The 23,731-nt window shown below is 42.1% G+C and carries 20 protein-coding genes; 15 read left to right on the top strand and 5 right to left on the bottom strand.

Annotation, left to right across the window (positions count from 1 at the left end; all coding sequences use genetic code 11):
- Positions 1-66: IS3 family transposase (locus A1232T_RS14620; RefSeq protein WP_143513983.1), on the top strand; the 66-nt coding region annotated here is incomplete at its 5' end.
- A gap of 78 nt (positions 67-144) precedes the next feature.
- Here A1232T_RS14620 and A1232T_RS09900 read toward each other — a convergent pair.
- Positions 145-528, bottom strand: a complete 384-nt coding sequence (locus tag A1232T_RS09900) for a hypothetical protein (RefSeq protein WP_077449262.1) — start codon at positions 526-528, stop codon at positions 145-147.
- Between the two features lie 358 nt (positions 529-886).
- On the opposite strand from A1232T_RS09900, the gene A1232T_RS09895 reads away from it, so the two are divergent.
- The gene (locus A1232T_RS09895; protein ID WP_077449261.1) at positions 887-1,552 is read left to right on the top strand and encodes an alpha/beta hydrolase; all 666 of its coding nucleotides are present in this window, start codon (positions 887-889) and stop codon (positions 1,550-1,552) included.
- Positions 1,553-1,661: 109 nt separating this feature from the next.
- The gene (zapE, locus tag A1232T_RS09890) at positions 1,662-2,798 is read left to right on the top strand and encodes a cell division protein ZapE (protein ID WP_077449260.1); all 1,137 of its coding nucleotides are present in this window, start codon (positions 1,662-1,664) and stop codon (positions 2,796-2,798) included.
- Between the two features lie 153 nt (positions 2,799-2,951).
- Here the strand turns inward: zapE and A1232T_RS09885 are convergent, their stop codons facing one another.
- The gene (locus A1232T_RS09885) at positions 2,952-3,494 is read right to left on the bottom strand and encodes a hypothetical protein (protein ID WP_077449259.1); all 543 of its coding nucleotides are present in this window, start codon (positions 3,492-3,494) and stop codon (positions 2,952-2,954) included.
- A gap of 535 nt (positions 3,495-4,029) precedes the next feature.
- Here A1232T_RS09885 and aceE point away from each other — a divergent pair.
- The 3 genes from aceE (at position 4,030) to A1232T_RS09870 (ending at position 9,869) form a co-directional block, all read left to right on the top strand.
- Positions 4,030-6,855 carry a pyruvate dehydrogenase (acetyl-transferring), homodimeric type gene (aceE, locus tag A1232T_RS09880; RefSeq protein ID WP_077449258.1) on the top strand — a complete coding sequence of 942 codons (2,826 nt, stop codon included), beginning with the start codon at positions 4,030-4,032 and terminating at the stop codon, positions 6,853-6,855.
- Positions 6,856-6,920: 65 nt separating this feature from the next.
- On the top strand, positions 6,921-8,663 hold the full coding sequence (locus A1232T_RS09875) for a 2-oxo acid dehydrogenase subunit E2 (RefSeq protein WP_077449257.1): 1,743 nt from the start codon (positions 6,921-6,923) through the stop codon (positions 8,661-8,663).
- Between the two features lie 210 nt (positions 8,664-8,873).
- Positions 8,874-9,869 carry an ion transporter gene (locus A1232T_RS09870; protein ID WP_077449256.1) on the top strand — a complete coding sequence of 332 codons (996 nt, stop codon included), beginning with the start codon at positions 8,874-8,876 and terminating at the stop codon, positions 9,867-9,869.
- 92 nt (positions 9,870-9,961) lie between these two features.
- On the opposite strand, the gene A1232T_RS09865 is transcribed toward A1232T_RS09870, so the two are convergent.
- The 3 genes from A1232T_RS09865 to A1232T_RS09855 form a co-directional block, all read right to left on the bottom strand.
- The gene (locus tag A1232T_RS09865; RefSeq protein WP_077449255.1) at positions 9,962-10,642 is read right to left on the bottom strand and encodes a TerD family protein; all 681 of its coding nucleotides are present in this window, start codon (positions 10,640-10,642) and stop codon (positions 9,962-9,964) included.
- Positions 10,643-10,779: 137 nt separating this feature from the next.
- The gene (locus A1232T_RS09860) at positions 10,780-11,853 is read right to left on the bottom strand and encodes a helix-turn-helix transcriptional regulator (RefSeq protein ID WP_167367066.1); all 1,074 of its coding nucleotides are present in this window, start codon (positions 11,851-11,853) and stop codon (positions 10,780-10,782) included.
- Between the two features lie 106 nt (positions 11,854-11,959).
- On the bottom strand, positions 11,960-14,389 hold the full coding sequence (locus A1232T_RS09855; protein ID WP_077449253.1) for a Lon protease family protein: 2,430 nt from the start codon (positions 14,387-14,389) through the stop codon (positions 11,960-11,962).
- 196 nt (positions 14,390-14,585) lie between these two features.
- Here A1232T_RS09855 and rsmG point away from each other — a divergent pair, with 196 nt between their 5' ends.
- From rsmG to A1232T_RS09810, 9 genes are all read left to right on the top strand, one after another.
- Positions 14,586-15,260, top strand: coding sequence for a 16S rRNA (guanine(527)-N(7))-methyltransferase RsmG (rsmG, locus tag A1232T_RS09850; RefSeq protein WP_077449252.1), 675 nt, complete (start codon positions 14,586-14,588; stop codon positions 15,258-15,260).
- Positions 15,261-15,382: 122 nt separating this feature from the next.
- A complete protein-coding gene (locus tag A1232T_RS09845) occupies positions 15,383-16,156 on the top strand; it encodes a ParA family protein (protein ID WP_077449251.1) in 774 nt (257 codons plus the stop codon).
- 257 nt (positions 16,157-16,413) lie between these two features.
- Complete coding sequence (locus A1232T_RS09840) at positions 16,414-17,475, top strand: ParB/RepB/Spo0J family partition protein (protein ID WP_077449250.1); 1,062 nt, start codon at positions 16,414-16,416, stop codon at positions 17,473-17,475.
- Between the two features lie 207 nt (positions 17,476-17,682).
- Positions 17,683-19,527: a lipid A export permease/ATP-binding protein MsbA gene (gene msbA / locus A1232T_RS09835; RefSeq protein WP_095532761.1), complete on the top strand. Its 1,845-nt coding sequence runs from the start codon at positions 17,683-17,685 to the stop codon at positions 19,525-19,527.
- Between the two features lie 30 nt (positions 19,528-19,557).
- Positions 19,558-20,646, top strand: coding sequence for a tetraacyldisaccharide 4'-kinase (gene lpxK / locus A1232T_RS09830; RefSeq protein WP_077449248.1), 1,089 nt, complete (start codon positions 19,558-19,560; stop codon positions 20,644-20,646).
- Positions 20,647-20,717: 71 nt separating this feature from the next.
- Positions 20,718-21,554 (top strand): 3-deoxy-manno-octulosonate cytidylyltransferase, encoded by an 837-nt coding sequence (gene kdsB, locus A1232T_RS09825; RefSeq protein ID WP_077449247.1) that lies wholly within the window; start codon positions 20,718-20,720, stop codon positions 21,552-21,554.
- Positions 21,555-21,604: 50 nt separating this feature from the next.
- Positions 21,605-22,753, top strand: coding sequence for a DNA polymerase III subunit (locus A1232T_RS09820; protein WP_077449246.1), 1,149 nt, complete (start codon positions 21,605-21,607; stop codon positions 22,751-22,753).
- A 110-nt stretch (positions 22,754-22,863) separates the two neighbouring features.
- Complete coding sequence (locus tag A1232T_RS09815) at positions 22,864-23,382, top strand: helix-turn-helix domain-containing protein (protein WP_077449245.1); 519 nt, start codon at positions 22,864-22,866, stop codon at positions 23,380-23,382.
- A 41-nt stretch (positions 23,383-23,423) separates the two neighbouring features.
- On the top strand, positions 23,424-23,731 hold a 308-nt coding region (locus A1232T_RS09810; RefSeq protein WP_143513982.1), incomplete at its 3' end, for an IS3 family transposase.

Below are 23,731 nucleotides of genomic sequence, written 5' to 3'. Positions count from 1 at the left end.
GAACGTATTCAACTTAAACTAAAAGGACTGAGTCCTGTGCAATACAGAACTCAGTCCTTGATCTAAACTAAACCGTCCAACATTTGGGGGTCAGTTCATGATAATAAGAACCTTTTTTGACAGAAGATAGAGCTTGATAAAAGCCTATTGACAGCGGAAGCTGATATTATACTCATAGTCGTCATCACGAGATAAGTTAGGCTTACCTGTTCCCAGTACTGCACCAGCAATGGAGCCTACTTGATCAATCATACGCCCTGTCTTTTGGTCAAACATGCCGTTATATTTTAGCTCGTCTTTGACAATAATTGCTTGACGCATGCCGCAAGTTTTTTTGGCACTGGCCAAAGCGTTTTCTTGAGCTTGTACTTTGGTTTTACCGATACCTGTGGTTTCAAAAGTAGAGTCTGCACGCTGAATGACAGGGGCTGTAGGAGTGGACTGACAAGCGCTTAAGCCAATGACAGCTGAAGCCAGAAAGCCTAAGGTAGTAAGTTTTGTTGTTTTTTGCCAAGCTAGGGTAGTCATAAGAAGCCTCAAAATACTAAGAAAAAGATATAAAAGGGATGTCCTCAATCAGGACTATCAAAGAAAAAGCCAAATTATTGTCATTCTAGTATAGGAGAGTATACTTTCTCAATTATTGAGCGTTCATTGTTTAGTGTAGAGCTTGTTGCTTATCTATTGCAACTTTAATAGCTCTAAACAATAAAAGCGCTTAACTTAGCGCTGATAATACTAAATCTTAGGATAATGTTAATGGTTTAACACAGCCTTACCCACTTACAACCTGGTTTTTGCTATCATGTTGTCACTTATTTTTATGCATCCTGCCATATTTTGGCTACAACAAATAAACACTATATAAAAGATTAAGATTTTAATTATGAAAACCAAAACTGAACAGCTTTTAATTGATGGGCCAGCCGGTAAACTTGAAGTTGAAGCTCTTTGGCAAAATGAGGATCCTAAAGATCCTAATACCAAGAAGGTGGCTTTGTTGTGCCATCCAAACCCTTTATTTGATGGTACTATGAAAAATAAAGTGGTGACCACCATGTTTAATTTTGCCCGTGACCAGGGTATGCATGTGGTTCGCTTTAACTTTCGGGGCGCAGGAAAATCTACCGGTGAACATGACTATGCGGTAGGTGAGGTTGAAGATGCCATAGCGGTATTACAATGGATCACCACCCAAACCTCAGCCAATCAGCTGTGGTTAGGTGGCTTCTCTTTTGGGGGCTATATTACAGCACGAGTTGCTGAGCAAATATTAGTTACACCCCATATTTGGGAGCTAACTGAGATGGAGCTGATAAAAGTGGTACTTATGGCCCCTTCAGTTGAAAATAATGATGCGTCTAATGTTATCTTGCCGACCAAAAAAACCATTCAAATTTATGGCGATGCGGATAGAGTGATTAAGCCTGAATTAATGAAAAAATTTGCTGAAGATAAGCAAATTAGCACCTATGTGCTCAAGGATGCTGGCCACTTCTTCCATGGTCGATTAACTGAAATCAAATCTTTATTAGAGCAACATGCGGTTTAAGTAAGCTACGTATTATCCGGCAACAGGCATCAAGCCGGTGTGGCAAAAATTATTATGTTGCTATCATAACGAAGTTACTTCCCTATAAGATAAGAGTGATACTTAAAATATGAATATGACCCCATTACAAAGGTACCAAGCGGCGATAGCTACTGATGAGTTTAATCATGATCCCATCCAGGAGAAGGCGATGACCTATCTTGATGGTGTCTATCATCAGCTGATTGAGAACTCTAAAGAGAAAAAAGGTCTTTTTGGTTTCTTTAAATCGCAACCTGTACCACCAAAAGGGCTATATATGTGGGGTGGTGTGGGTCGTGGTAAGACTTGGATGATGGATATGTTCTTTGAGTCTGTTCCACTACAGCGCAAAATGCGTATGCACTTTCACCACTTTATGCAGCGAGTTCATAAAGAGCTTAATAAACTACAAGGCAGCAGTGATCCTTTAGAGAAAGTAGCGGATATTATTCATGATGAAGCCGTATTAATTTGCTTCGATGAATTCTTTGTATCGAATGTCTCTGATGCGATGATTTTAGGTGATTTATTTACCATGTTGTTTAAGCGTGGGATTACTCTAGTTGCCACTTCAAACATTGAGCCATCGGGTTTGTATAAAGACGGATTACATAGAGACCGTTTCATGCCTGCTGTAACAGAGCTGGAGAAGCACACCACGGTCATGAATATCGACTCAGGTATCGATTACCGCCTGCGCTTATTACAGCAAGCTGAGCTATATAAATCTCCTTTAACCAAAGAAAACAGTCACTGGCTGGCCAACCGTTTTGTGTCATTGGCGAACAATCAAAAGATCTCAAAAGAGCCTATCACCATTAATGGCCGTGAGATTAAGATTAATGCTCGCACTAAGACGGTCCTGTACTGCGATTTCAGACAGCTATGTATGGAACCAAGATCTGCCAATGACTTTATTGAAATCTCAAATAACTTTAGTACGGTACTGGTAGATAACGTTCCGGAGTTGACGGATGTTTTACGTGATCCTACTCGTCGTTTTATCTACTTGGTTGATGAGTTTTATGATCGCCGTGTGAAGCTGCTTGTTAGAGCAGAGCAGTCTATCTTAGATCTTTATCAAGGGGAGAAGCTGGCGTTTGAGATTGAGCGTACCCGCTCACGTTTACTTGAAATGCAGTCTGAGGACTACTTAAAGCTTGAGCACCGCCTGGATGTAGATAGCTCACAGGCTACCTTGGATGACAAAGAGCTGGTAGGCTAGTTAGAGATAGGCTTAGAGCTGATAAGTTATAACCCTAGTAAGCAAGGCTTGTAAAATGAGCGTATAAATAGGGCTTATAAATAGAGGATTATCTATCCTCTGTTTATAAGCCCTTTTTTCATGCCGTTATAAAGCCAAATAGTCAGCTAAGCATCAGTGAACGATGGTGTTAAATGCCACATTTACCGACTTGTGTGGCGGGATATATTTGATATCCCAACGCAGAGATTTGTATTCAGAAAAAGGCACCTCTACTAACTTGCCTTCCACCATGCGCATTAAGGGCAGATCACGATAGGTATAGTAATCAAGCGAAGCTTGAGCGCTAGGAGGATAGGCTTCTCCAGTAAACTCAGTATTGGCTGGAATAGGAAGAGTTACCGTGGTGTTCTGAATGGCTGTATTTAAGGTATTGCTGTAGGTAGCTTTGTACTGAATCAAGCTACCAATTTTCGCTGTATTTACGGGGATATATACCCGTTCGCCTTGATTATTGGTTACAACTTTGCTTGCAGTGAGGGTCATTTTTAAAGCGTCATTGGCCTGTGCAGTCGTCGCTGTCATGGCCAGTAAAATACTAGATAAGACAGCAGCAAGATAGACATTGCTGTACTTTAAAAAGGCCTTGGGTAGAACTGGCTGCCAAAAACGAAGAGGCTTAATGTAAAACATGGGTCTTGAAATAACTGCGGTCAAGATGAACTCCTTTATGATACTTGCTAGATTGCAATCTAGCGAGTCTCTTATGCTTTAGTTCCTATAGTTAATATCAACACAAAACCTTTTATAACTATAAATAACTTCAATTTAAGTCTCTAGTCGCTAATTTTAATTTTTTTAGGGTTGATAGAGAAATAGCGATAGGGTGATGGTGCTAAAAAATAAAAGTGCTAAAGCTGGGTGAATATCTCACCCAATTGCTTATCTAATCTAAGTAATAAGCTAAAACAGTAAAGAGTCAATGCCCTATCTGTAATTTTATTACAATCCCTCTACTAAAGCGAGGTGTATTCACAGGCATAGGGCACTTACTTAACTAAAGTATAAAACTTGTTTAAAGCTAGTTAAGATGTGGGCAACAATAATCGTTAAAATGTATAATCATTATTTATTTAATAAATACAGTTACAAAAACCATTTATTTTGAGGGATAGGTATGCCCGATAAATATGTTTATACTAATGGTGATACAAGTGTTTACTCGAACATATAAAAAAACTAGGGATTACTTATGAAATATTATAACGATGCTGATCATACTGAAACTCAAGAGTGGCTTGATGCCTTTGAGTCTGTGATCAAGCATAGTGATAAAGATCGTGCTCGCTTTTTATTAAAAGCACTCTACAACATGGCGGTTCAAGAAGGCTTGCCTTTTAACCGTTTGGATACTGCTTATTTAAACAGTATTCCTGTGGAAGATGAGCCTACTTATCCAGGTGATTTAGGTATTGAACGTAAAATTCGTGCCTTAATTCGCTATAACGCTCTGGCTATGGTAATGCGTGCCAACCAGAATGATGATGACTTGGGTGGTCACTTAGCGACGTTCGCCTCAAGTGCGACACTATACGAGACAGGCTTTAACCATTTCTTCCGTGCAGCCAGCGACCACTTCGGTGGTGATATGATTTACTATCAAGGTCACTCAGCACCAGGTATCTATGCCCGTTCTTTCTTAGAAGGCCGTTTGACAGAAGAGCAGTTAGAGAACTTCCGCCGTGAAGTAGGCGGCAAGGGTCTATCGAGCTATCCACACCCTTATTTAATGCCGGATTACTGGCAGTTCCCGACCGTATCTATGGGTCTGGGTCCGATTATGTCTATTTACCATGCCCACGTACATAAGTACTTAATTAACCGTGGTTTATTAAAAGAAGAAGGTCGTAAGATTTGGACCTTCTTAGGCGATGGTGAGACTGATGAACCAGAAAGCTTGGGTGCTATTTCATTAGCAGGCCGTGAAAAGCTAGATAACTTAATTTGGGTTATTAACTGTAACTTACAGCGCCTAGATGGCCCAGTACGTGGTAACGGCAAGATCATCCAAGAGCTTGAGTCTGTATTTAGAGGTGCAGGCTGGCGAGTTATTAAAGTGGTCTGGGGTGGTAAGTGGGATAGTCTACTTGATAAGGACCATTCTGGTGCCCTTAAAAGACGTATGGAAGAAGTGGTTGATGGGGAATATCAGCTATACGAAACCCGTGACGGTGGGTTTGTTCGTGAACAGTTCTTTGGTAAGTATCCAGAGCTTAAAGAGATGGCAGAGGAGCTGACTGATGACGATATCCGTCGTCTAGACCGTGGTGGTCATGACCCTATTAAAGTCTATGCAGCCTTCAGTGAAGCTATGAAGACTAAAGGTCAGCCAACCGTAGTATTGGTTAAGACCGTTAAAGGTTACGGCTTATCTAACCAAGCTCAGTCTGTTAACAAAGCACACCAAATCAAGAAGATCGATAAAGAAGGTCTGATGTATTTCCGTGATCGTTTTGATTTGCCATTTACAGATGAAGATTTAGACTCATTGCCATTTTATCGCCCAGATGAAAACTCGGCTGAAATGAAATATCTGCGTGGTCGCCGTGAAGCCTTAGGTGGACATTTACCAAACCGTCGTAGTGGTCATATACCTTTAGATATCCCTGAACTGTCTATGTTTGACAGAATTTTACAAGGCAGTAAAGGTAAGAAGCAGTCGACAACTATGGTATTCGTCCGCTTACTTGGTGCGATGCTTAAAAATAAGAGCATCCAAGATCGCGTTGTGCCTATCGTACCAGATGAAGCGCGTACCTTTGGACTTGAAGGTATGTTCCGTCAGCTAGGAATCTACTCATCAGTGGGTCAAAAATACACCCCTGAAGATAATGAAGCCTTGATGGGATACCGTGAAGCTAAAAATGGCCACATGCTAGAAGAAGGTATTAACGAAGCAGGTGCGATGAGTGCTTGGATTGCACTAGCGACCAGTTACTCGATTAACGCCTTACCTATGATTCCGCTTTATATTTACTACTCAATGTTTGGTTTCCAACGTGTTGGTGACTTAGCATGGGCAGCAGGCGACTGTCAGGCACAAGGCTTCTTACTAGGGGGTACTGCTGGACGCACCACACTAAATGGTGAAGGTTTGCAGCACCAAGATGGTCATTCGCACCTTCTATTTGGTACGGTACCTAACTGTGTGAGCTACGACCCCTGCTATGGCTATGAGCTAGCGGTTATTATGCATGACGGCTTGCGCCGTATGTATGGTGAAGGTGAGCGTGTTTACTACTACATCACCTTAATGAATGAAAACTATGAGCAGCCTGCAATGCCAGAAGGTGTTGAAGAGGGTATTAAGCGAGGTATGTACTTGCTTGAAGACAATAGCCACTTACATGCCACAGCGCATGTCCAGCTATTGGGCTCAGGTACTATCTTACGTGAAGTACAAAAAGCTGCGAAAATCTTATTTGAAGAGTTCAATGTAAGCGCTAACGTGTGGAGTGTGACCAGCTTTAACGAGCTGACTCGTGAAGGTATGGCTTGTGATGATTACAACCGCTTACACCCAATGGAAGAAGAGAAGGTGCCTTGGGTTACTGAACAGCTGGCTAAGCATGAAGGCGTGGTTATCGCTGCGACTGACTACATGCGCAACTACTCTGAGCAAATTCGTGCTTGGTTACCAGACAACCGTCCTTACTCAACGTTAGGTACCGATGGTTATGGTCGCTCAGACAGCCGTGAACAGCTACGTAACTTCTTCCATGTGAATGCTGAACATATTGTTGTTGCTACCTTGAAGCGTTTGGCTGATGAAGGTGAAGTGGATATGCGCTTGGTTAAAGATGCGATTACTAGCCTAGGTATTGATGTTGAGCAGCCACCAGCTTGGCAGCCACAACCACAATTTGACCATTTCCCAGATGCTCCAGCACCGGATCAAGTTAATCCAAATCCTGTACCAGAGTTAGTAGAAGAAGACGATGAAGAAATTAGTAGCGAAGGACGTGCAGAGGATCAAGCCGATGCCGAGCTATTAAATGATAAAGATGTTGAGGAATAGAGTTCTTATTCCTCCTTCAAATTTAATACGAACATCGCTAATTATAAGAATTCTGGAGAACAGATATGGAAATTAAAGCCCCTGATTTGGGAGTAGAAAGTGCCGAAGTTAGTGAGATTATGGTCTCTGTCGGCGACAAAATTACTGAAAATGACAATATTGTATTATTAGAGTCTGATAAAGCCGCTGTTGAAGTGCCAAGCTCTGGCAGCGGTACAGTCAGTAAGATTATGGTGTCAGTCGGTGATACCGTAACTGAAGGCACTGTGCTGCTTGAGCTTGAAGCAGGCTCAGAAGCAGAATCTGATACCGCTGAAGAGCAGGAATCAACACAGAGTGATGCTCAAGATACTGATGCTAAAGACGCTAAGGCACAGCCTGTTGATGAGGCTGATCAAGAAGACGAGCAACAACAGGAAGCTGTTGAAGACTCTAGTGATGAGCCTGAAGCTGAATCAAAAACCTATCCTTTACCGGATTTAGGGGTAGATGAAGCGGGAATTGCTGAAGTTATGGTCAGTGTTGGCGATACAGTCGAAGCAGATCAGTCTTTATTGTTAGTTGAGTCTGATAAAGCCTCTGTTGAAGTCCCTTCACCCGTAGCAGGTACAGTGGAAGAGATTATGGTTGCAGCCGGTGATAGTATCGTAAACGGTCAGGACTTTATCGTTATCAAGTCTTCTGGCGGTAAAAAGACACAAGCAGCTCCTAAAAAGGACAGTGTGCAGCCAGCCAAAACTGAGCAAAAAACCGCTTCTAAGCAGGCTGCCGCTAACCAAGCTAAGAACAATGATCAGTCATCATCTGCTCCTGCAGCACAGTCTAAACCTGCTAATACTCAGGTAAATAAGCTAAGTGAACAGCAAGTTAATGCTAAGATGACTGATGTTTATGCAGGTCCTGCTGTACGTAAGTTAGCCCGCCAGTTAGGGGTCGATATCACTCAGGTAGAAGGCAGTGCACTTAACGAACGTATCTTAAAAGAAGATGTCTTTGATTATGTCAAAGCTCATATGCAGACTACTTCTGGGGCAGCAGCTCCTAGTAGCAATACTGTGGCTGCATCAGGTCTACCAAGCCTGCCTGATATGAGCAAAGAAGATATTTGGGGTGAGATAGAAACTCAGGATCTAAGCCGTCTACAAAAAGTGTCTATTCCGCAGCTGAATTACAATACCTACTTACCACAAGTGACTCAGTTTGATTTATCAGACATCACTGAAACAGAAAAATTACGTGGTGAGCTAAAAGGGGAGTTTAAGGCACAAGGTATTGGCCTTACTATCCTAGCTTTCATTGTAAAAGCAACGGCGTATGCACTAATGCAGCACCCTAAATTCAACAGTCACCTAAGCGATGATAATACTCAGATTCACATCCGTAAAACTGTGAATATGGGGATTGCGGTGGCCACAGATGATGGTCTGATTGTGCCGGTGATTAAAGATGCACAAAGCAAAGGTATTAAGCAGATTGCCATTGAAATTGGTGAGCTTGCTGCAAAAGCCCGTGATAAGAAACTAACGGCTAAAGAGCTACAAGGCGCAAGCTTTACCATTTCTAGCCAAGGCAACTTAGGAGGTACTTACTTCACGCCTCTGGTTAACTGGCCTCAAGTCGGTATTTTGGGAGTCTCAGAAGCCACAATGCAGCCACGTTGGGATGCAGAAAAAGAGAAGTTCAAGCCTCGCTTGATGTTGCCACTGTCATTATCTTATGACCATAGAGTGATTAATGGGGCAGACGCGGCTGTCTTTACCCGTTATATTGCTAAGTTACTGGCAGATCCTAGACGTATCTTGCTATAGCAATAATAGCTTGTTAATAAGCCAAGGCCTTTGATTGGATTCAATCAAAGGCCTTTTTGTTTTTCAATTAGAGTAATTATATTGCTATTACACATCTGTCCTCTATAATATTCGCAACCACAACGACAGCTGATTGTTTAAAATACATTAAGCTAATCCACTACAAATATCAAATTCAACCCTCCTTAAAACAACCAACTTAAGCCGCATATGATAAAAAATCAATTCTATCTGCAACTCCGCAGTCGAGTTTACGACATTATTGAAAACGAATCTTACCAAACTCATTTTAGTAAGATGTTTGATAAGTTTTTGATACTATTGATTTTATTAAACGTATCAGCCGTTATCGCTGAGTCAGTAGATGCCTGGTATTTCCCCAATCAGCACTTGTTCGAAGCTTTTGAATACTTCTCTATTATCGTCTTTAGTATTGAGTATCTGCTTAGAGTTTGGGTAATCGTTGAAAGAGACAAAGAGGAGCATCCGGAGATACCTCATTGGAAAAGACGACTACTTTGGATAAAAAGCCCAGGGGCTATTATTGATTTAGTCTCTATTGCACCTGCCTTTTTAAACTACTTTGTCACAGTCGATTTACGCTTCCTACGCGTCTTAAGATTATTCAGACTATTAAAATTAACCCGCTATTTTGCCGCAATGCGTATTTTACTGGTGGTGTTAAATAAGGAAAAAGAGTCGTTTAAAGCGGTTGTCTTTATCTTAATCATTATGATTGTCACTGCCTCTAGCGGGATTTATGTGGTAGAAAACCAAGCCCAGCCCGAAGTGTTTGAGTCCATTCCTAAGTCTATGTGGTGGGCAGTAGTCACCTTGACCACAGTGGGTTATGGCGACGTTATTCCGGTTACCAGTGTGGGTAAGTTCTTAGGGGCGATGATCACCATACTTGGTGTAGGTTTGGCGGCATTACCGGCAGGTATTTTGGCATCAGGTCTGGCTTCAGAGCTTGAACAGCGTCGTGAAATTTTGGAGCAAAGATTCCGCGAATTGCTGCTCGATGATGAAGACATGAATCTGATTAGAGACAGATATAAGATTGATAAGATTAGACGAGAGTTGGGTCTCAATAAAGAGCAGGCCGAAGAGGTTATCGTACAGTTACTACGCGAAAAAGAGTATGAGCAAAGGCTGGCTGAGATAGACAAGAAAAATTATTGCCCCCATTGTGGTGAGCATTTATAACCTCTGTATCTTTGTAATAAACCAATAAAAAAGAGCTGAAATTCAGCTCTTTTTTGGTTTTAAGATTTGATTGTAATTTTAATTAATGAGAATTAACCATAGATACGGCTAAGGTCACGCTGGATTTGTTCCACCATTTTATCCATTTCATAACTGGATAGAGGCAAATCTTTTTGGGTATAACGCCATTCACCTAACTCACGGCTTAAAATGGCAACGCAGAGAGCCGCACTGTCATTGGCTATAAGCGTTAAATCTGTCGAGTAAACTTCACTGCCTTCATCATCACTTAGATATAGATTGCCTCGTTCAACTTGACGAATGGGGTAGCCGTTATAAGAAGAAACCACTAAGGCAATATGGCAGACCGTTTCAGGCAGGCGAGCCAGTCTTAGCTCAATAGTTTCTACATCTACGTTTCTATCAATTTGGGCAGCGGCGCCTCTGTCTTTACCATTTAAGCTATCGCCGCGATGACGAATGGCTTCAGAGCTGTCTCGCAGTTGCTTGAACCAAACTTTATCAACAACCTGTAACTGCTTGTCAAATAGTACGCAAGATAAATCAACATCTAAGGTGGTCTTGTTCTTTTTTAAGCGGTTAATAAGCCCTTTTTTCATCACTTTGGTGTACTTAAAGTTCAGACCAAACAGTAGGGTACTTCCTTGGATAGGCAGCTCACTTAACAGATGTGAGACGGGTAGGGTAGTAGAGGCTGGATGGGTTGAGCCTGAATCTACAGTCTGGGTAGGGCGTTGAGTTGTAGAGGCCAAAAGAAACTCCTAAGTGATAATAATTGTATTAGTAATAATTAGAGCTAATAAACATTAAGGCTAATAACGAAAGTGGTTCAATAAGAAGGAATTATAGCACTTTACTTTGGCTGAAAATAAACTGCTACAGTAACCAATTACATCCCTGCTTCATCTTGTTTAACGGCTCTTTCTAAGATTTCAGGCTCAATAGAGATAAGCTTTTTGCCAAAGCCGCGTAGCCACCAAACCAATTGTGAGGTTAAGTTCACTGTGGCAGTAATGGTCTGAGTATTATTTTCCTCATCATCAGTGACAATCTGATCTTCACTAAGTCGACTTTCGGTCAGGCTAGTACCGGCTTTACCATTAAACACTAAGGTAATCTGGGTATCTTTACCGTGATTGGGCAAGTCTTTGAATAAATAGTGAGCAAAGCCCATGCCGCCTGAATCCAAATAAGAGGTTAAATCAAAATTATCAGGAATAACTGCTTTGGTATCTTCTTCAACCGTCACTTCAGTAAAGCGATGCAGAGCAAAGGTACGAATGGTTTGCTGCTCATCATCGACTTTAGTCGCCAATAAGTAGATGACCACACCACGCTGGACAATGGCAATGGGGTTAAGGATATATTCACCGGCGTTGTCCTTATTGCGGCCGGTGTAGCAGGCCGTAATTTGACGCTCATAAAATATGGCTTGATAAATCGAGTCTTTACATTCTCGGCAAATTTCAGGGGCAATTAAAGGCTGTGTGGCCGGCTCGATACGGACTCGATCTAACCAGTTATGGGTAATTTTACTGTCTTTTAATTGGCGTCTGGCTAGATCAAACCAAGGAAATAGCTCGTCTAAGATGGTAGGTGGTAGCAGCTGCGCTAAGTTGGCTTCGACCATATTAAAGGCGACCGCTTGCGATAAGTTCATATGTGGCAAGCTTTGAACGGGCGCATCTTCTTTCCAGCGCCAACCTTGAGGTTTGGCATTATTTTTTTCGATAGGAAATCGCTTAGATAACGCGTTTAAATCACGCTGTACCGTACGCAGACTTACATCGAAATTGGCCAAACTCAACTGTTCATGCAGATGGTGGGTGCCACGCCAGCTTCCACGCTCTAATAAATTAAGCAGCTCCCACTGACGAGCAGTGGTTGCGGTACTATTATTGGCAGTAGCAGCACCGGTTTTGACTGTGCGCTGGCCTTGAGAGGTATCCTTACTTTTGGTCATATCAGTCATCATATTCTTTTGATTATTAAATAACTATAAGTATAGCAGAGCTAAAAAATAGCATAATTTCATGAGGGATACGATAGTCTTTTAAGTTTTAGCTTAATTATTCATCACGCCGGCTAGCTTTCGTCTCTTTTGAGGCTGGTTCGTCAGCAGGCTGCGGCTCATCTAACTCTTCTGGAGGATTTAACTGTTCTTCCCATTTTTTTAAGTTTTTGATGATTTTGCCAAACAAGCTGGCTTTATGATAGCGGCCCTTTTTATTTGTCGTATCAACTGGCATATCTGCTAATATGGTCAGTGCCTCACTTAAGCTTTTTACTCCATAGATATGAAATTGATTGGCGTTTACCGCTTCTATAATATCATCACGAAGCATCAGTTGAGAGATATTAGCATAGGGTAGAATAACGCCTTGATTGCCCGTTAAGCCTTGATGTGAGCAGGCATCAAAAAATCCAGAAACTTTCGAATTGATTCCTCCCACGGCTTGGACTCGGCCTAGTTGGTTCATAGAACCGGTTATCCCCAGAGCCTGAGAGATAGGTACCTCTGCTAAAGCAGATAATAAAGCACAAGCTTCTGCTAGAGTAGCGCTATCACCATCAATATGGGCGTAACTTTGTTCAAAAGCTAGCGAGGCAGTGAAGTTTAAGGGGTGATAGGGGCTAAATAAAGCGCGCAAATAGCTGTTCATAATAAGCATGCCTTTGGCATGTAGACTGCCCCCAAGCTCCACATCTCTTTCAATATCTAGGATATCGCCTGAACCGATGCTGTGTTGTACCACAGCGGTTAATAAGGCGGGCATGCCAAACTCACTGTCGGCATAATCAATAATGGTCAACGCATTAATTTGGCCAATGGCACTGCCTGAGGTACTAATCAGTTGTTGGCCATCAGTAATCTCTTGTAGATACAGCTCTTTTAGGTAGCTTGAGCGATAGCTTATGTCTTTAAGAGCTTGCTTTGCTTGAAGATAACTGACTAGATCGGCGTTATCTCTTGTTGCCAAACGGTCTGCTTCTAGCATGACTTGAATTAAACTGTCGATATGCAGACTGAGTTTATTTTGATCTTCGGACAATAAGCTTAAAAACTCTAATACCGTGGCTTGGGCTGAGCTGTCAAAATGTTTAAGCTTATATTTAGCAATAATGTCCGCCATTTTGGCGACCATTTCAATTTCATTATCAGTTGAGCGAACCACTTCTTCATGAAAGTCAGCTCGTATTTTAAATAAGGATAAAAACTCCCCATCTTGCTCTGCATACTGATCGTAGAGCTCAGACTCACCGAGCAAAATAACTTTGTTCTCTAAAGGGATGGGCTCTGGTGTGAGCAAGTTATCTCCCAGTGCTGTGTTGTGGCTTACCTCCACAGGGCTTAATTTGGCAGTTCTGAGGGCCAGTTTTAATCCATGCCAAGCTTCGGGATACTCGCTGATGTGAGAGGCTTCTATTATCAAAAAACCACCATTGGCTTTATGCAATGCCCCTGGCTGAATCATCATATGATTGCTGAGGGTGCAGCCTGCCTGCAAGGTCTGATTGATTTTACCTAGCAGATTGCTATGCGAAGGGTTGGGCTCAAAAATAATAGGAGCGCCATCTGGTGTGTGGTGCTGAGTTTGCTTTAGGTCGTACTCAGAGGACGGCTTGCTGCCCACGGAGCTGATAATATTAATGTTATATCTGTCCGGTATTTGCTGATTGTGTGTAGGAGTAAATCGTAAATCTGTGGCTTGCAGGACAAGCTGAGCATTGCTAATCAGATCTTGTTGTAGCAGCTTTAAATATCCAAGTAATTTAGGGTTGCTGTTGTAAGCTTCAAATAACTCTAGAAAATAAGGAGCAAGCGTCTGTTCAGCGGTACTATTAATCTGTTGAGCTAAATCTTCTCTGTCTTTGGTCTGAGAGTGTTTATCGTGTTGGATGCTATCTAATTGTCTTAAAGCTAAGGTTAACTGCTGCCAAATATGGATAAGCTCAGAAGCTAGCTTAGTTGCCGTGCCTGGCTTTAAGGCAATGGCCAAAGGGGAGCTTGGTGAACTAAAGTTATAACAATAAATCCAATCTTTTAATAGCGCCTGCTTGTGACTTTTATTGCACAGGTACTGGGTAATAAAAGTTCTTTTCCCAAGGCCATTGGCACCGACAGCGAAGACGTTATAGCCTCCTGCTGTGATATCAAAGGCAGTATTAAGCGCTGCAACAGAACGCTGTTGACCAAAGCCGCAATTTAGGCGAGCTGCCAGCTTGGTAGAGGCAGGCAGGGCGCTAGGATCACTGTGCTTTTTTAATTTGGCCGCGTCAACTTTGCAGTTGTGTTTTATTTGCGTTACTGTTTCAGAGGCTAAGGCAGCCCGTTGCTGTTTGTTTAAAGGTTTCATTGTCAGATTCGAGGTGTTGAGTTTTTTTGTGTTTGTATTAACATACGGCTCCTTAAAATTAGAGTTTGAGTCAGTATGCGATGAGTTTGAGCCATCAGAGGTCTTATGGGCGCTCTTAGGCGCTTTGTTTTTAGGAGTCATAGCTTTGCTAGAAGAGGACATAGTCGGCTCAGATCAATAGAAAATTAAGATTGAAAATAATATTGAGTATATCGCAGGATAGACCTGGGATAACATCTAAAAAAATTACGAACGTGTTATAATGCCACGCTAAACACTTTGGCTTGAGATAAACCCAGAATTTGCCTGTATTATAGTACAGTATGGTAGCGATAAAATGATGAACAACACCGAGTTTCAAGTGATATCCAATCAATATCAAGAACTTGATAAACTTTTACTTGATTCTATTACAAAGCTTAAATTAGAAATTAGCGCCGATCAGCGCCACAAGCTTATGTTGTACTTAGACAAGCTATTGTTTTGGAACAAAGCTTATAATCTAACTGCAATTAAACAACCTAAAGAAGCTTTGATTAAACATATCCTTGACTGCTTAGCCATATTACCGCATTTAAAATCTGGTAAGCTTTTAGATATTGGTACTGGGGCAGGCTTGCCTGGGGTAGTTATTGCCATTTGTGAGCCAAACCGTGAAGTGACGGTACTTGACAGCAACCAAAAAAAGATTCGTTTTATTCGTCAATCGGTCTCTGAGCTGAAATTAACCAACGTTACCCCCGTGGCCAGCCGCATTGAAAATTTTGTACCACAAGAGCATGAAAAGTTTGAAGTCATCACCTCTAGAGCATTTGCTAGCCTAACTGACTTTGTGGAAGCTGCTGAGCCTAGATTGGCACAAGACGGTTGGCTTCAAGCTATGAAAGGATTAATTCCTGAGCCAGAAGACATTAATGCGCTGGTTGATGAGTGGCAGATAGACCATATTGCTTTGGATGTGCCACATTTACATGAAACCCGGCATTTAACGGAATTGGTTAAAAAAAGCTGATAAAAAACTATAAGTTTAGTTTTTGATTAAAAACAATGAGAGGCTAGGTTAGCCAACTATCTAATTGATATTATAATAACTATTTAAATCAACCTGCTTTACTGAGGTAAAAGAGTAACCCTATGGAAATTCTGGCAATAGCAAATCAAAAAGGCGGTGTGGGTAAAACCACGACAGCAGTGAACTTGGCGGCAAGCCTAGCAGGTCGACGCAAAAAAGTATTGCTTATTGATTTAGATCCCCAAGGCAACGCCACATCAGGCACTGGGCTTGAAAAGCGGGCATTAGAATTGACCATAGCTGACGTGCTATTAGATGGCATTGATTTAAATGATGCCATTTATCCTAGTCCTGCAGGATTTGATGTGGTGGGTGCCAATCGCGATCTTTCAGGTATCGATATTACCTTAATGGGCAAAAGCGACAGCCATCTGTTATTAAGTAATGCCATGAAAAACATTGGCAATTATGAGTATGTCATCATTGATTGTGCGCCAAGTCTTAACTTGCTTACCATTAATGCGATGGTGGCGACTCAAGGCGTTATTATTCCCATGCAGTGTGAGTATTATGCCCTTGAAGGTTTGGCCGATTTATCCCAAACTATTGATAGATTAAAAGAGCTTAACCCTGAGCTGCATATACGCGGCGTGTTAAGAACTTTATTTGACTCTCGTAATACTTTAGCCAATGATGTCTCTGCAGAGCTTGAATCCCATTTTGGCGACTTGATGTTCAAAACTATTATTCCAAGAAACGTGCGTTTGGCAGAAGCGCCTGCGCATGGTATGCCTGTACTGGAGTATGAAAAAAGTTCAAAAGGGGCTCAGGCCTATCGCAAATTGGCCACAGAAATTATCAAACAAAGTCGTCAGCTGTCTTCAAAAGCAGATTGATTTTGGTCTGTTAATGACAAAAAACAGTTAACGACAAGCAGATAGCGCAAACCCAACCTAATAGTCTGCCATTACTCAGATTAAATGGTGTTTGCGCTTGCAAGCGACACACAATTCATTAAAATGAAGCTCCCGTATGGGGCGTAATTATATTTATTTATACTATTTAGATTTTAAGGGGTTAAGGAAGGTGTTTTATACACTGACCAGAAGGCCACTTAATAGATCAGGTAAGCAGGGTGTAGAGGATAACCAACATGGCAAAAAAGCGTGGATTAGCTGCAAACCGAGGGTTAGATGCTCTACTCGGATCTATCAAAAAAGAAAAAGCAATCACAGCTGCCGCTTTACGTGACGACTTGCAAGTTGATCGCGAAACCAAAGACTCGCCTGCTCAAACTGAGCCGATAACAAAACAGGCAACGGCCAAAAAAACAGCCACTAGAAAAAAGGCTGTGGTAAATAAAGCAGAAGCTGCTATCAATAAGCCTGCCAATGATGCTCTTGAAGAAGAGATGACTTTGGTACAGATGGATGTCGAGCGCCTTCAGGCCGGTAAATATCAGCCTAGACGAGATATGAGTGAAACGGCTTTGGCTGAGCTGGCCTCTTCCATTAAGCAGCACGGGGTTATGCAGCCTATCGTTATTCGTCCTTTATTGGCGAATGAAGAGAAATTAGCAGACAATATCACTCACGAAATCATTGCCGGTGAACGTCGTTGGCGAGCGGCTAAATTAGCAGGTCAGGACACCATTCCTGCTATTGAGCGTGCTTTATCAGATGAGCTGGCCATTGCTCTGGCACTGATTGAAAACATTCAACGTGAAGACTTATCAGTGATCGAGCAAGCGGCTGCATTGCAGCGTTTCCACACTGAGTTTGGTATGAGCCATGCCATGATTGCAGAGGTAGTGGGTAAGGCCAGAACCACGGTGTCTAACTTACTGCGACTAAATCATTTGCATGAAGAGGTAAAAAACCACTTGAGTGAAGGCCATCTTGATATGGGCCATGCTCGTGCTTTGTTATCGCTATCGTCAGAGCAGCAACCTATTATTGCTGAGAAGATCATTGAATCTTCAATGACTGTACGTGATGCAGAGAAGTTGGTTAAATCTATCCTTAATCCAGAGAAGCCTAGCAAGCCTGCTGCACAAAACTCAGATGCAGAGATTGAGAAGCTGAGCCAACAGTTATCAGACTATCTAGGCGCTACTGTGAAGTTAAAGCAGAAGAAGGGCGGCAAAGGCAGTATGGAGATTTTCTTTCACAGCCACGAAGAGTTAGATGCTTTACTAAAGCACTTTAAATCATAATCTAACGTATTGGACATATTCTTGACACCTCCTGACCTTAATATATAGCCTGATCTTAATATATAGAGAGTAGTATTGAGGTTCATCAAGAAGTTTTGTGACGTTAATATTCAGTTGTAACCTATCAAATCCTCGCATTGAGACTTTGAGGTACACACCACAAACTGTCCTATCGTTAGCTTAAAATGAATTTTATCAAAAAGGCACATGATGACTAATCCGTCACCTAAAGATGCATCGTCAACCTCTTCCCAAGGTCGCAATGACCAGGAATTAGGGTTAGCACAACCTAAATCTAACTCAAAACCTCCTTCAAGAACCAGAACCTATTTAAGGTTGTTGCAATACATCAAACCTTATTGGTGGGCTATCGCACTTACCATTGTTGGTTTTGGTATTAACTCAGCAACCGAAATTGGTATTGCTAAACTGATTCAATTCATCACTGATGCAATTAATGATGGCACTCAGTCTGAGCTAAATCTGTTTCCTTTTTTAATTATTCTGCTGTTTTTCATACGTGGTGTGGGTTCATTTTTAGGGAACTATTTCTCAGCTTTAATCTCAAGAAACCTAGTATATAAGCTGCGGGTTGAGGTTTTTGACAAGCTACTGCGCCTACCGAACTCTTTTTTCTTAGCCAATCCAGCGGGCACTATCTCATCAAAGCTTATTTTTGATGTGGAACAGGTCACAGCGGCCAGTACAGACTCCCTAAAAACCTTAATACGTGACGGCATGACCGTTGTCGCTTTATTGGGCTATTTGCTATACGCCAACTGGCGATTGACGTTAATTCTATTCTTGGTGTTACCACCGATTTTATGGTTGATTCAAAAGGCTTCAAAACGCTATTTGAAACTGTCAAAAGGCATCCAGAAGTCGATGGGAGATGTGAGCCATATTACCAATGAGGTTATTGGTGGCTATCAGGTTGTCAAAAACTATGGGGGACAGCCTTATGAGCAGGCCCGTTTTGAAAAAGCTTCTACTGACAACCTAAAGCAAGGCATGAAAATTGTTGTTACTAACAGCATTAACACGCCCGCAGTACAGCTATTAATGGCCTTGGCTTTTTCGATAGTGGTATGGCTAGCCTTAAGACCAGAGGTGATCGCCAATACCACAGCCGGTGAGTTTATTGCTTATTTAACCGCTGCAGGCTTATTAAGTAAGCCGGTGAGAACCTTGACCGATGTTAATCAGAAGCTCCAAAGAGGTATTGCTGCCGGTGAATCTATCTTCGCACTGTTAGATGAAGTGGAAGAAGAAGATGGAGGCACCCAGATTGAGCGGGTGAAGGGAGATGTCGTCTTTGATAATATTTCCATGTGTTATCCAGATGGCACCAAAGCTTTAGAGGACTTTAGCTTAACCATTAAGTCAGGGCAGACTGTAGCCTTTGTGGGTAAAAGTGGGGCTGGTAAAACAACCTTAGTAAACCTGTTAACCCGTACTTTAGAGCCAAGCGCTGGTAACGTATATATCGATGGTATGCCTATTGAAACGATAGCTTTAAGCTCTCTGCGCTCTCAAATTGGTATGGTGAATCAACAGGTGGTGTTGTTCAATGAGAGTGTTCGTCATAATATCGCTTATGGTGACTTAGCTGTTAAAAGTGAGGAGCAACTGATATCGGCTTCTAAGGCTGCTTTTGCTCATGACTTTATTATGGAGTTGCCTCAAGGTTATGATAGTGATATTGGCTCTGAAGGTCTTCAATTATCGGGGGGACAGCGCCAGAGATTGTCTATCGCTCGCGCCTTATTAAAAGATGCTCCGATTTTAATTTTGGATGAGGCCACCAGTGCACTAGACAATGAGTCTGAGTACTATATCCAACAAGCGTTAGAAAACGTGATGAAAGACCGCACAACTTTAGTGATTGCCCACCGTCTAACCACCATTGAATCAGCCGATAAAATTGTGGTTATGGATAAAGGCAGAATTGTAGAGTCTGGGACTCATGAAGAGTTAATGGCGCTGTCAGGTCGTTATGCGCATATGTATGATAGAGACTTTGCAGAAAGCCAACTAGATGGTAATTCATAACTCTTAGTAACGGACAGTTGGTGATTAACTATGCCAAGCCATTTAAATGCAGATAACAGTGATAGCGACAATAGCAGGCCTTTTAACTTAGAGCTTGCTATTGTTGATGCTTGGCAAAAAGAAGCTTGGTGGTTATGGCTATTACTACCAATTAGTGGCTTGTATGGGGCCGTTACTGGTATTAGGCGGAAACTGTATAAAAAAGGCGTCTTACCCAGTTATCAAGCCCCCATTCCTGTCATGGTGGTGGGCAATATCACCGTCGGTGGTAGTGGTAAAACCCCATTGATTATTGAGCTTGTTAATTACTTACAAGATCAAGGTCTTAAGGTAGGGGTCATCAGCAGAGGCTATGGGGGTGATGAGTCCTTGATGCCACAGGTTGTCACTGTACAAAGCAAACCTGAAGAAGTTGGTGATGAGCCATGTTTGATTGTACGCGAAACTGGAGCCAGGGTTGCCGTCTGCCCCAATCGTCAGAAAGCCATAGAGGCTTTATTACAGCAGCAACCTGATACTCAGTTAATCATAGCCGATGATGGGCTGCAGCATTATAAGTTGCAACGTGATATTGAGTGGGTCGTGGTAGACAGCGCTAGAGGCTTTGGAAATAAGCAGCTATTGCCGACAGGCTTTTTAAGAGAGCCGATAAGTCGTTTGCAAGGAACTACGGTGATTTATCATCAGCGTACCGAGTCCTCTAATGGCTCTGAAAAAGAAAATAAAGACAGACTTAGCATGCACTTGCAGCCCGCTTCATTAAAGTCGCTTATTGCAGGTCAGCCAAGCCTAGGTGAGATAAAAAGTGTTTATGCTGTCAGTGGGATAGGATATCCACAGCGTTTTTTTAATACTTTAACAGACTTGGGCTATGATATAGAGCAAAGACCTAAGCCAGATCACCATAACTTTAGCGTAGAAGACTTACTGCCTTTGGCTGGCAAGCCCATTATCATCACCTCAAAAGATGCGGTAAAAATAGCGCCTTTGGTTGCAGCCAATCCACAGCTTCAAAGTTTATCTATTTGGGTACTACCAGTAAACGCAGTGCTTAGCCCAAATAGTTATACCATTTTGACCAAACAGCTAAGTGACCTTGGTATCTCTTTGATATGTTAAGTGTCCGCTAAATAAAGCCACATGGGTTATTGAAACTGTAAAACCATAAAATATAAGTAGAGAGAAGTCAGATGAGCTCAACCGATATCAAAGCTGCAGAGCCAAAGGTTCATATTGTTATCCCAGCACGATTTAAAAGCACTCGATTGCCGGGCAAGCCTCTACTGCTTATACATGGTAAACCCATGATTTTGTGGGTGGCACAAAAGGCGAGTCAAGCCACTTTTGCAGATGACCTATGTATCGCCACAGACGATGAGAGAATTGCTGACGTTTGCCGTGAAGCAGGCTACGATGTGGTAATGACCGATGCCAGCCATGCGTCAGGTACAGACAGACTGAGTGAAGTAGCTAAAATTAAGGGCTGGGATGCAGAAGACATCGTAGTTAATATGCAGGGGGATGAGCCTTTAGTGCCTCCGGTGTTATTGCAGCAAGTCAAAGACTTACTGCTGCACAAGCCTGAGTGTGTGATGGCCACCTTATATGAGCCTATTTTAGACTATCAAGAGTTTATGCGTCCTTCAGTGGTTAAAGTTGTGACCGATAATTTGCAAAATGCCTTATATTTTAGCCGTGCGCCAATTCCTTGTGATAGAAATCATGCGTTAGCGATGGCTCAAAACAACGATCAAGCAAAAGAAGATGTTATGAAGCCTCAGCTTGAAGTGCCTAATAACGCTTATAGACATCTAGGTATCTATGCTTATAAAGTGAAGTTGTTACAAAGCTTTGTGCAGTGGGCACCAGGTACCTTAGAAAACTTAGAAAGTCTTGAGCAGCTACGAGTATTGGAAAATGGTGAGAAAATTGCCATTGCTGAAGCCAGTGTGCAATTGCCGCCCGGTGTAGATATGCAGCAAGATTTAGATCGGTTAAATGCGTTGCCTATCAGTGAATTACAGTAGTTATCCTTATGGTTTAAGCCAGGTGTATTTATAGGGCAGAAGAGTGGATTATGAAACAGCAAGCTAGCTTGGATGAAAGTATCTATTTTGCCCCTATATTGCCGTGGCAACAGTCGGTTTGGGATAATCTGATATCCCGTTATGAGCGTCTGCCGCACGGACTACTGTTTGCAGGCATGCAAGGGATTGGCAAGCGCGCTTTTGTCTGGCGCTTCGTGGCTTGGTTATTGTGTGATAATAGACTGCAAACCCTGGGTAGCACTAATCAGCAAGGCGCCTGTGGTCATTGCCAAAGCTGTCAATGGCTAGAGTCAGGGACTCATCCTGACCTGCAAGTACTGCCTTTATCAAGCTTACCTGTAGCTCAAGATAGTGAGCCCAAAGAGCCAGTCAAAAAAGGCAAAAGTGCTGCTAAAAGTTCACAAAAAAAGAAAAGGGCAGTAGCTTCAGAGCCTGCCAAAACCTCTATTAAAGTGGATGATATTCGTGAGCTTCAGCCCTTTATTAGCCAAGGTAGTAGTGGCCGCAGAGTCTGCGTGATAGACAATGCAGACATGATGACAGTGGCTGCGGCAAACGCTTTGTTAAAGACGTTAGAAGAGCCCCGTGAAGGCATTCATTTATTATTAATAACCGACTGGCCAACCAAACTGCTGCCAACCATTAAAAGTCGTGTACAACAAGTGGCGGTAGATCAGATCCAGCTGGATAGAGTTAAGGCCTATATAAGCGATTATATTCAAAGTAATAAAGTTGTTGAGTATGCCAACGGAAGTCAGCTGTCTACCCAAATTGAGCAAGCATTAAAGCTTGCGAACGGTGCCCCTTTGGCAGCGATAGATATGCTGGGAAGTGACTGGTATAAATTTCGCGATACTTGGATTAAGGTGTGGCTGGCCTTGCGAGTGGGTAAACGCAGTAGCACCGCCGCTAGCGATTATTGGCAAAAGAATTTATCGATAGAGGATTTTATTAAATTATCTGAGTTTATGCTGATGGACTTTAGCCGTCAAAGCTTAGGACTAAAGCCACTACAGTCAGATTTAGAGCTGTCAGGATACGTGTCCATCAATGAGCTTAGTTTAGACAGTATTCAGCAGGTAATGAGCTTAATTGAAGATATTAAGTTATCTAGCTATCAAAATGTTCAAGATAAAATGGCTTATGACAGATTGTTATCCGGTTTGGCTGCCCTTTAATTCAAAAAAAGTTTTCATTCAAAAGTAGTTTTCGTTCAAATAATAGCCATAAAAAAAGAGTCCTAATGAACTGAACCCCATAAGTTGGACACAACTTATGGGGTATTTTTATGCGTTACGACCTAGACTTTAAGATAAAAGTCATAGCATACTATAGGCAAGGACATACTGAAGCTGCCACAGCTAAGAAGTTTAATGTAAACCCACAATTTGTACATAAATGGGTGAAGCAATATCAAAGCGGTGGTATAGATGCTATAAAGCCAAAGATCAGTAAAGCCTGCTATAGTCGCGAGTTTAAACACGAAGTGATTACAACGATGCTTACCCAAGGCTTAAGTCAATCTGAGGTGGCATTGAAATTCAACATCAGCTCACCGGCATTAATAAGCCACTGGCACAAAGCATATCGGCTACAAGGCTTGTCTGGACTCACTTCTAAATATCAAGGTAGAACCGCCATGAGTAAACCCTATATCACAGACAAGCCAGATGATGAAAAGACACTAGCGGAGCTTAAGCGTGAGAATGAATACCTACGTGCGGAGAATGCCTACCTAAAAAAGCTGGATGCCTTGCTCAGGGAGCAGGAACAAGCAAGCAAAAAGCAAGGCTCATCGAAGGACTAAGGGAAGATTATCCTTTATCAGCTTTGCTAGACATCGCTAAGATGCCCAAAAGCGTCTTTTATTACCATCGAGCAAAGCTTGTTGATAAAGATAAGCATGCTGACTTAAAACAGCGTATTGCCACACTATATCACCAGCATAAAGGCAGGTACGGCTACCGTAGAATAACAGCAGCGCTAAAGCAGTTAGGTCTGCATCATAATCATAAGCTCATAGCCAAGCTGATGCGTCATTTAAACTTAAGCGCACAGATTAGACGACAAAGGTATCGCTCTTATAAAGGCGTACAAGGCAAGATTGCAAAGAACTATTTAAAGCGCCAGTTTAATGCAGATCAACCAAACACACG

This window comes from Psychrobacter pasteurii (assembly GCF_900162815.1).
Classification (GTDB): Bacteria; Pseudomonadota; Gammaproteobacteria; order Pseudomonadales; family Moraxellaceae; genus Psychrobacter; species Psychrobacter pasteurii.
The sequence above is the reverse complement of the archived record's forward strand: the minus strand, read 5'-3'. Positions and strand labels throughout refer to the sequence as shown.